The organism is uncultured Nostoc sp. (assembly GCF_964245445.1).
Lineage (GTDB): Bacteria > Cyanobacteriota > Cyanobacteriia > Cyanobacteriales > Nostocaceae > Nostoc.
The window spans coordinates 2,362-12,636 of record NZ_CAXTNE010000234.1 but is presented as its reverse complement, the minus strand read 5'-3'; the positions used below and the strand labels follow the sequence as shown (position 1 = coordinate 12,636).

6 protein-coding genes and 1 pseudogene are annotated in these 10,275 nt (G+C 38.7%); 4 read left to right on the top strand and 3 right to left on the bottom strand.

Annotation, left to right across the window (positions count from 1 at the left end):
• The 3 genes and pseudogenes from ACFE90_RS29055 to ACFE90_RS29045 form a co-directional block, all read left to right on the top strand.
• Positions 1 to 451 (top strand): annotated as a pseudogene (locus tag ACFE90_RS29055) (hypothetical protein); the annotation flags it as partial.
• Positions 452 to 781: 330 nt separating this feature from the next.
• A complete protein-coding gene (locus tag ACFE90_RS29050) occupies positions 782 to 1,483 on the top strand; it encodes a CVNH domain-containing protein (RefSeq protein WP_375505845.1) in 702 nt (233 codons plus the stop codon).
• A 120-nt stretch (positions 1,484 to 1,603) separates the two neighbouring features.
• Positions 1,604 to 2,092, top strand: a complete 489-nt coding sequence (locus ACFE90_RS29045; protein ID WP_375505844.1) for a hypothetical protein — start codon at positions 1,604 to 1,606, stop codon at positions 2,090 to 2,092.
• A gap of 336 nt (positions 2,093 to 2,428) precedes the next feature.
• On the opposite strand, the gene ACFE90_RS29040 is transcribed toward ACFE90_RS29045, so the two are convergent.
• From ACFE90_RS29040 to ACFE90_RS29030, 3 genes are all read right to left on the bottom strand, one after another.
• A complete protein-coding gene (locus ACFE90_RS29040) occupies positions 2,429 to 6,574 on the bottom strand; it encodes a filamentous hemagglutinin N-terminal domain-containing protein (RefSeq protein WP_375505843.1) in 4,146 nt (1,381 codons plus the stop codon).
• Between the two features lie 70 nt (positions 6,575 to 6,644).
• Positions 6,645 to 8,003 carry an AAA-like domain-containing protein gene (locus ACFE90_RS29035; protein WP_375505842.1) on the bottom strand — a complete coding sequence of 453 codons (1,359 nt, stop codon included), beginning with the start codon at positions 8,001 to 8,003 and terminating at the stop codon, positions 6,645 to 6,647.
• A gap of 366 nt (positions 8,004 to 8,369) precedes the next feature.
• The gene (locus ACFE90_RS29030; protein WP_375505841.1) at positions 8,370 to 9,293 is read right to left on the bottom strand and encodes a pentapeptide repeat-containing protein; all 924 of its coding nucleotides are present in this window, start codon (positions 9,291 to 9,293) and stop codon (positions 8,370 to 8,372) included.
• A gap of 557 nt (positions 9,294 to 9,850) precedes the next feature.
• On the opposite strand from ACFE90_RS29030, the gene ACFE90_RS29025 reads away from it, so the two are divergent.
• Positions 9,851 to 10,275, top strand: a 425-nt coding sequence (locus tag ACFE90_RS29025; protein ID WP_375505840.1) for a CVNH domain-containing protein, incomplete at its 3' end; no start/stop codon positions are given.

The following is a 10,275-nucleotide window of genomic DNA, read 5'->3' as shown; positions in this document are numbered from 1 at the left end:
TAGTCGTGATAACCAGAACGTTGTCGCTATCAATGCCAAGTCTGACGATGGCGGAGAAACCCTTAATGGAACCATAACTTACTCTGGTGAGGGACCGATTGGCTTTCGGGCAAAGCGCTCTGGTAGTAACGATTACACGGTCGAAAACCAATGGGGAGGAGATGCCGCTCCTTGGCATGATGGGGGTACATGGAGAATTGGTAGTCGCTCTGACCAGAACGTCGTCACTGTCGATGTCAAGTCTGACGATGGCGGACAAACCCTCAATGGAACCATAACTTACAAAGGTGAGGGTCCTATTGGTTTCAAGGGTGTTAGATCTGAAGCCGTTGCTGACATCAAATACAGAGGATTTGAGGATCTAGGAGAGGATACGTTGACAACAACTGATGATGTAACTAATGGCGCACCAAAACCAGAAGAGATGCCTACTTGGCTGCTAACCCCATAAGATCAAATCAATAGACCGAAAGGTTTAGAAAATTGACTCAAGAAGAATCGCAGCCTACGTCTTGGAGCTGGCTTTAGCGATCAAAAGCGATCGCTAAAGTCAAAACAAATGAACTTGAAAAGCAGATCGCGATCTAATTTCAGTTAATGGCATTCCCTAGTTCAGAATCACCAATTATTCATTACGCCTGATGTGAGTTAAACATTACTCAGCAACATCAAAAATTTTAGACTTCGCTTTCAGCGTCAGCTCTAGCCCTATGAACGAGACTGTGTTGTTTGAGACTCCAACTCACATAAGCCGTTCATTAACAAAAAGAAGCAAAAGCTAATGAGTAACAGCTTTGAAAAAACTTGCAACGAAATTTTTGTTAACGGAAATGTCCTATCAGCCACTTGCCAAAAACTCGATAAATCGCCGAACAAAACCTCAATTGTTTTGATGGGAATTGAAAATATTGATGGAGAATTAAAAGTAACTGACCCAAACAAACCTAGTAGTTTCCACCTAAGTTGCACCGAAATTTATATTAACGGAAATGTCCTATCAGCCACTTGCCAAAAGCACGATAAATCGCTAAACAAAACTTCAATCGTTTTAAATGGACTTGAAAATATTGATGGAGAATTAAAATATACAAGCAATGTCACTGATATTAATAGTAGGAGGAAAGCAAAAATGTCAAACTACGTAGTTATCTTAAATACCACAATATTAATTGGAAGAGGAGGGGCTACTCGGCAAGACTTCAATTTTACCCTACCAGATAGTGCGAATTTGGACTCTAGTGCTGTTCTCATTTTCACGGTAGACAATTACCAACAAGGCACGATCAGTTTCAGCATTGATCTTAACGGAAAAACAGTAACATCAGCCTCTTATAATACGGATGTCTATAACTCTGTCCAGGCAGTTGTTGCAGCCGGAGTTTTGAAAACTGGTTCTAACGTGGCTACTTTGAAAGTAGACAGTGGAGATGGAGCGACGGAAATTGAAAATATCGTCCTCTGGTTCAAGTACCGTGAATATTAGCCCATTCCACACACCATCCTCTTTCAGTTAGTGGCATTCCCCACGCTACGGAAGTTCATCCATAATAGAATGACAACTCTAATACTTACGGTTTTACTCAACAAAAGGTGATAGAACAATATGCCAATATATCAAGTGAAAAATCAGTGGGGTGGCTCGTCTGCCCCGTGGCATGAAGCCGGCAGGTGGACGTTTGGCGATCGCTCTGAGCAGAATGTCGTTGCTATCAATGTTAAGTCAGACGATGACGGAGAAACCCTCAATGGTACTATGACTTATAAAGGTGAGGGGCCTATTGGTTTTCGGGCTAGCCGCTACATTAATAATGTTTACAGGATCGAAAACCAATGGGGAGGGGATTCTGCTCCTTGGCATCCGGGGAATTATCCATGGGAACTCGGTGACCGTGATAATACCCAGCACCTTGTTGCTATTGATGTGAAGTCTGAGGATGGTGGACAAACCCTCAATGGAACCATCACTTACAAAGGTGAGGGACCGATTGGTTTCCAAGGCGTTTGGGTTGAAGCTGGTATTCATATATATGAGGTATATGAGGAAAATGAGGATGCCACCGACATCCAAACCAGAGGAACAGCGGCTCTTTAGTTAATTTGGCGACAACTTTTTGCAGAATATTAAGGCTAATAAAGCTTCACAGAAAAGTTTTTGGTCTAGTGAAAATAAGTAGATAGACATAATTAAATGTAAGATGTCATTGCCAGGAGGAACGACGAAGAAATCCCAGAGCATATTATATTTATTTACGTCCCTCTACTTAGTTAAATATTAGAATTTAGTCGCAGGCGAAAAAACAAAAAATGAATCAAAATCTAGATGAATAAACTTTATTTAATATGCCGTTAGAGATGGGAATCTGTCCTGAGTGTAACGCCCCTTTTATGGCTAATACCAACCGTATTGTCTCCCAATCCTCAGTCCCTTTTACTCAGATAAACTTCTACAATCACCATTATTTCTCTCACCATCAGGTAGTATTTGGGTAGTATTTGCCACCAATTCCACCTGTCCTAGTTGATTAATCATCCATCCAGTAGCTTCTAGTAATGGTGGTTGCCCTTTTATATCTGGTACTTTTCTATGGCTGATTTGCTCTGAAAGTTTATTTGGGGAATCTGCACTTACTCGCGTATCCTGTAAAACTACCTGACCACGCAGTATTTGACGGGGGTCTTCTGGTAAGCCTCCCCGTCCACTAATCACAAAATTCGCCTCTTCGTTGCTGGGACAACCTGCGACAATTTGATTTGCAGGGTCGGTAGGCACAGAAGGCAATTGAGTTAATCCTTTGGTAGGGTCAACATCTGGAGTGTTGATATTAACGATGCCGTTGATGCCTAATTGAGAACTGGCGGTGATGTCACTATTTGGGGTGAGTTTATCACTAACCTGTAAGCCAAAAATACCTTGAGTAGTAATGTTGATATCCCCACCATTTCCAGCAAAAGCATTGGCGGTGATGTCGCTGTTTTCTTGCGGGACAGCAACAATAAATCCACTATTAATATCCATATTGCCACCATTACCACCGCCACTGTTTTCTGTTCCCGCACGGGTGGAAATTTGACTGTTATTTCGTAAAAGTAAATTATTGGCTACCTTGAGGTTGATGTTACCTCCTTGTCCAGAAACGCTGGTAGCAGTGATGGAACCTTGATTAAGAGAAATTGCACGGGCATCAATATTGATATTTCCTGCATTCCCTATTCCTAAAGCGCTGACAGATACGGTGGCGCGATCGCCAATATTTAAGTCACCATTGGGAATGTTGATATTAATGTCTCCCCCATTTCCGGAAGCAGTTTGAGCCGAAGAGGCAAATAAGCCTGAACCGAAACCCTGCTGGGAGGGGTCAATTAAATCAATGGACTCTAAAGCATTAACTGTTAAATCCCCAGCTTTTCCAGAACCAAAGGTAGTAGTAAATACCTGTGCGCCCCCTTTGGCTGTAAATTGACGCGCTGTTAAGTTTACATTGCCAGATTCGGCATTGGTTAATGTTCCTGTACCAATAAAAGAGTTATCTAACTCGAAAGTATTACTGGTATTGATGTTAATATTCCCCCCCTGTCCTTGACCCAAGGCGGTAGTAGCAATTATTCCACTATTGCGGCTAAGAAAATTCGGGGTTTGAATTACAACATTTCCGGCTTTACCTTGGCCTGCACTCACAGCAACGATTCCCTGGTCAAAGTTAGCCAGGCTGAGAGTACCCGCATAAGCTGGATTGATAATTTTTTCTTGCAAGTCTGCAAATCCATTTCCAGCAACTTCTACAGATTTGGTGGCGTTGATAGTAATATCACCTCCATTACCTGTACCAGATGTAGAAGCGTTAATCCTACCGTTATCTAATTGCAACGTGCGGGTATTAATTGTGATGGGTGCGCCATTTCCTTGACCAACGGTAGCGGTGGTAATCTCTCCTCCTTGGCGGACAATTAACTCCCCAGTCGTAATATTCAAAGGCCCAGCATTACCAATCGGACTCAAAGAAGCCGTTGCGATCGCACTGGGAAGACTGCTATTATCTGCGAAATTCCCCACAACTTCTACTTTGTCAGTAGCGTTGAGATTTAATGTTGCTGCATTCCCCTCTCCTGTAGTTGCTGAGGAAACGATAGAACCATCACGGACATTTAGTTGTTTAACTGATAAAGTTAAGTTGCCAGCATTGCCCGTACCAGCTAGCGCCGCTGCATCAATTATCGACCTATCGGTAAGCGTTACTTTATCAGCGTTGATTGTCAAATTCCCGGCTTGCCCTGAACCAGCAGTTGCCGTTTGAATCCCGGCAAAATTCTGCAAAAATATTTCTGTAGCATTAATTGTTAAATCTCCGCCATTACCTGACACTGGGAACGTGCTAATTCCACCTGCATCTCGAACAACTAAGCGCCCAGTGTTAACCGTCAGTTTGCCAGCGTTACCACTTCCGAAAGCATTTGTGCTTATACCTACTCCTGTTCCTTGTATAAGTTGGCTCACCAATTGGCTAGGGGTAAGTATTGGGGTTGTGAGTTGACGACCGATAAGTTCTACGGATTCTGAAGCATTGATTGTTAAATTCCCGGCATTACCCGTTGTGTTTTCGTCAGTACCAGTACTTATGGAAGTTCCTCTAAAAGGGAAAAAAGCTGTTGGATCTCGGCTAACGCTCAACCGACGAGCATTGAGAGTAAAATCCCCAGCATCGCCGCTAGCACCAGTAGGAAGATTTACAGCCAACGCCGCATCGGAATTTGTACCAATATCGCTTGTCCGCATCACTACATCATCTGTAGCATTGAGGATCATATTTCCCCCTTTACCTGTACCCCTAGCCAGGGCGAAAATAGATGTAGTGTCCAGAAAGATTGAGCGGGCGGTGAGGGTAATGTCATTGCCTTTACCAGCACCTAAGTTTGCATTGATGATGCGAATATTTTTACCAGAGAGGATATTACCACTAGTAAATGTAATTTTTCCTGGTGTGTCTCCAATAGAAGCAATATTACCTGAACGAGGAAAGTCACCTGCGGCATTGAGACTGAGATTACCTGCACCTCTGAGTGAAATGTCTCCTGCTTGCTGTTGAGCATTAGCTAACAGATAATTAGTAGTGGTAATTCCACCTGCGGTGCTGTTGATAGTAATGTCACCGCTATTAATAGAGTCGCTGATATTGGGTATGTTGAAAAACCCACTAATTAAATTACCAGTTGTAATATCATTGATGGCGTTTAGGGCAATGTTGCCACCATTCCCGCTACTTTTTGCAGAAATGATAGATGCATCGGTAGTATGAATTTTACTGGTTTGGCCAAACTTTCCTGATGTAATCGTTGCATTCCCGCCATTGGTGAGGATTTGGGAACCTGGGTTCATGAGAAACTGCGCCACTCCAGGATCTCTAACGGTTGTGATCGCATTTTCATCGTTAATTTTGGCGTTAAAATTACCACCATTGAGAATAATACTGCGGTTGGGATTAATGGTGAGCGATCGCCCTGCTTCTAAGTTAAGATTATTTGCCCCAACGCCAGTAATATCATCATCAACAGTGATATCATTATTAGCCTGTAAACTGACATTATTTAGCGTTAACAATTGGCTTACACTTTGACCGCTAACAGTACCCCCTGGTTGAATAAGAATATCTTTCGGGTCAAGCAGGAATTTACCAAAACCATTTACAGCGCTAGTATCCACAGTACCAGCAAATTCTACCCTGCCACCTGATATTTCCACAAAACCACCGTTCCCAGAATTGTTACCACCACGGGCGCTAATATTACCCTCAAAACGGGTTAGATCATTTGCTTTAATTATTACAGTGCCGCCATTGCCATTTTTAAGAGCATCAGTGTTAATGTTGGTATTATTTAATAAGCTCACCTGATTTCCTAAAAGCTGCACAGTTCCTCCTGGTACAGTCAAAGAACCTGTACTGATGATCTTATCTCCCTGTAAAGTCAGACTTTGCCCAGTACCTAACGTGAAATTTCCTGCTACATTAATCTCTGCTTGTTGTTGGTGTAAAGCATTAAAAAATAAAACTTTTGGATTAATCGTTAGTAAATTACTATTTTGCGGTTCTGTTGCACTAAATAACCCATTTTCTCCTAATTTAATTGCATTAGCAGTACTAGCTAAAAAAGAACCTGCAATATCTAATTGGGCATTTTTACCAAAAATAATTCCATTAGGATTAATCAAAAATAAATTCGCAGCACCATCTACACCTAATGTCCCAAAAATCTTAGATATATTATTTCCTGTAACACGAGTAAGAATGTTACTAATACCCGCCGGATTAGCAAAATAAACCTGTTCCCCTTGATTGATATTAAATTCTTGAAAACTATGAAAAAGATTACCACCATGAATTGCACCTCCGCCGATTAATTCACGAATATTTTGAGGAGTAATGGTAGATTTTTCGGCTCCCAACGTGTTATCGGGTATTATTTGAGCATTAACTGGGTAAAAACTGGTAAGAGAACAAATAAATATATTACTTAAAAATAATTTTGCGGGGATTTTAATATACCTAGAGTACTGTCTAGAAATGTTTTTTAATTTCAACATGAATTAACTGGTTTTTTTATTTGAAAGCTACATCACCCTGACTTGTTTATTCAGTCGAGGTACTTGTTGGTTACGAAGGAGCTAGAATTGCTGTATTATTAATAAAGTAATCATTAAAATACTCTCTATACAAACCACAACTAACTGTTGCAGTTTTATTTTCTAGATATATCAGTCCCAAACTTTTTAATTTAAATGCTACTTCTTGCTCTAAGGCAATAGGTGTAGTTGACTTAATGACCTGTTGAAAAGCATCAACTAAATCAGGATTTTGCAGAAGAGAGTGTAACTGATTGTGCAAATGTTCGCTAAAAATTCCAGTATCATTCGTGGCATTTTGTAGTATATCGTCCACAGGAATTTGATGTTGAACGCTATGATAAAATGCCAGTCGCACCAAGTAAGGAAATCCTCCTGTAAGCGCCATGAATTGTTCAAATTGCAAAGCTGTAAGTTGGAGTCTATGACGTTGTGCTAAATCTTCTACCTGCAATCTTGTAAAAGAAGGTAACTCAATTGCTAATCCTACATTAAAAGGAGATTTATTAATATCTAATTTAATATAAATATCAGTGGATTTAACAATTAAAATTCGTAAGTTATGCCAAATTGATATATCTCTTGTTTCTTCATACCATGAGCGCAATAGCCCCAAAAAATCACGAGTCAATTGAGGATATTCAAACAACTTATTCACTTCATCTAATGCTAAGATAATCGGAGTAGAGATTTCTTGTAACACATACCCTTGAAAATAGATAGTACAGTTCATCAAATCACCCATATCGTCGTCCCAATATTCCTCTAGCTTTGACTTGATTCCTAACTGATGGGTAACATTAACACAGAACCAGCGTAAAAATTTTTCTAATGAGCTAAAAACTTCTGTTTCAGCGCGATGTAAACTTAGTCTGACAGTATGATAATTATGCAAACTACCATAAGTAAGGATTCTGGTCATTAAAGAAGTTTTCCCCATCTTTCGCGGCGCTTTGATGTGGATAAACGCACGAGGTTGGAGAATTCCTTGATAACAAACTTGTTCTAAATCCCGTTTAATATACAAAGTAGAAGAAAGCGAAACTTGTCCTTCTGGAGGTTCTAAAACTATCTTTTGCTGCATCTGTGTAGGCTGAGATATTGTTTGCAAAGATGAACTGTCTAGTCGTTGCTCTAGCACAGCACGACAATTAGTTCGATTAACTTTCTCGCCAAGAGTATTAGAAAGTAGTTGCCACAATTTAGGAGCAACTAATTGCCTGATATAGTTCTCTGAATAGTTGTTTTCTATAGCAATTTGTGCATAACTCTTTTTTGTTTCCAATAGAGATGCTGACAAAACAGCTTTTTGGATAAATGAGAGCGATTTTCCTGTTTTATCATTAATTAATGCTTCCGTCAATTGGATAAATTGTTCTATGCTCCTCATCTCTTTTCAAAACCAAAGATGTTTAAAGTTCTATAGCAATCCGGAATCATTCGTGAGAAAATACGTAAACTAAAAATCAGCTTGTTTTTTAACTAAATTGTTACAATGTATAACTTTGAGCATAATCCTTGTCAAAGTATTGATTTTAGTCATAATTTAATTGTCACATTTTTGACTTAGGGTTAATAAATCAAGATACTGTTTTGTCATGAATCACTTAAGGACTGATATACTTCTTTTTATACCAATTTTTTTAAAAGTAGGAGCGCAAGGTAAGACCTTGTATCTCTACACATTGAAACCTCAAAATACAGATAAAATCAAACTTGTATAACTATGAATTACGAATTAGTATTATCCATCATTCTACAAATCAGAAATATTCAATGCTCCGTTTTTCCTCAGCCATTGCTTTTGTTGAGCAGTTAACCCAATAGCATCGCTAAACAACGCTCCTTTAACACGAGAACCGGAAAAATTTACTCCTTCTAATTGGGTATTTGTAAAGTTTGCGTGTCTTAAATCACTATCACTCAAATTTGCTCCATTTAGAACTGCCTCCTCTAAGTTGGCGTTAAATAAAGAAGCTAACTTTAAATCAGCACGACTTAAGTCTGCATTAAATAAACAGGCTAACTCCAAGGCAGTTTGACGTAAAATTGCATCAGTCAAATCTGCACTACTCAAGTCCGATTTAATTAAATCTGATTCTGTTAAATTAGCTCCCTTTAAAATAGTATCGTGTAATTGCGCTCCTTCCAAATCAACTCGTGCTAAAGAAGCAGCAGATAAAATCGCTCCTTCCCAGTTAGATTGACGAAGATTAGCATCATCAAACTTAGCACCAGTCAAGTCTGTAGCTTTGAGACTGGCTTTAAACAAATTTGCCCCAGTTAAGTCTGCTTGAGTCAAACTAGCATTTTCTAAATCAATCTCTGTTAAATTTGCCTCTTGTAAGCACGCATTATCAAGCTTGGCATAATTCAAGTGAGCGCCGGTTAAATTCACCCTAGTTAAAGTAGCGTGACTCAAGTTTGCCCACAATAAACTCACATTTAATAGATTTGCGTTTTCAAAATTAGCTTTTTGCAAGTCTGCTCGATTTAAGTCTGTCCAAACCAGCGTGGCATAACTTAAGTCAGCCTCACTGAGATTGGCACTACTGAGGTTAGCATAGCTAAAATCAATACCACTAAAATCAATACCATGCAAATAAATCTGGCTTAAATTCAGGTGTTGAAAATCTCTTTCCTTCGCTGCATAACGTTTGATAAGTTCTTGGGCAATCATTATCTTGAGCAAGTTTGAGTAACAATAAACTACCGCTTACAATAATTTGTCTCCTAATATCATAGTGCTTAATAAATAATTTATATTTAATGTTATGTTACATAAATTTAAAAAAATATATTAAAAATATGAATTTTATTTATTGACAAGTTAATTGAAAATATGCGTTTAACTCAGATTTATGAGATTAGATATTCAAAAGTATAATAGTTATGTGTTGACAAAAAAGATCTGTGAAGCAATAGCTAAAATATATTTGACAGCAGAGATAAATATATGAGATTTATGTGCTTGTTTTATTTTTAGGTAAAGTGCTTCAATATATTATTCAAATAAGTTTTGACAGTAGTTACAAAATTTTCCTCAAATAATTCTTGAATGGCGCTTAGATTTTCATGAGCTTACATTTAAAGGCATAAACTTATTCTTTTGTATAAAATTGAAAAATTTTATGCAAAAGAATAAAAAGCATGAGCAAACAAATAATCTTGATACTTCATATTGATTTAGTAATCATCATCGATACTAGTTATTCAATGGCAGACGAAGCCTAGTCGTTGAGCGATACTGCTGCAAGTGCGATCATCGCAGACGTTGGCAGAGCGTTCGTCCTTGACGTTGGTGCAGCCATCGCCAAAGCTAAATCTAGCTATCCAACAGAATTAAAAGTTAACAATATTACCAATTATTTATCAAACAAATGGAAGGAGCAAAAGCTAATGAATAGTAGTTACCAAGGAAGTTGCAGCGAAATTTCTATTAATGGAAATGTACTATCAGCCATTTGCAAAAGGAGTGATGGTTCACTCAACAAAACCTCAATAGTCTTGAATGGAATTGAAAATATTGATGGAAAATTAAAAATAACTGACCCTAACAAACCTAGCAGTTACCAAGGAAGTTGCAGCGAAATTTCTATTAATGGAGATGTACTATCAGCCATTTGCAAAAGGAGTGATAGTTCACTCAACAAAACATCAAT

Coding starts and splice junctions, on each gene's coding strand:
- ACFE90_RS29050 (WP_375505845.1), top strand. CDS start 782: ATGAGTAACAGCTTTGAAAAAACTTGCAACGAAATTTTTGTTAACGGA.
- ACFE90_RS29045 (WP_375505844.1), top strand. CDS start 1,604: ATGCCAATATATCAAGTGAAAAATCAGTGGGGTGGCTCGTCTGCCCCG.
- ACFE90_RS29040 (WP_375505843.1), bottom strand. CDS start 6,574: ATGTTGAAATTAAAAAACATTTCTAGACAGTACTCTAGGTATATTAAA.
- ACFE90_RS29035 (WP_375505842.1), bottom strand. CDS start 8,003: ATGAGGAGCATAGAACAATTTATCCAATTGACGGAAGCATTAATTAAT.
- ACFE90_RS29030 (WP_375505841.1), bottom strand. CDS start 9,293: ATGATTGCCCAAGAACTTATCAAACGTTATGCAGCGAAGGAAAGAGAT.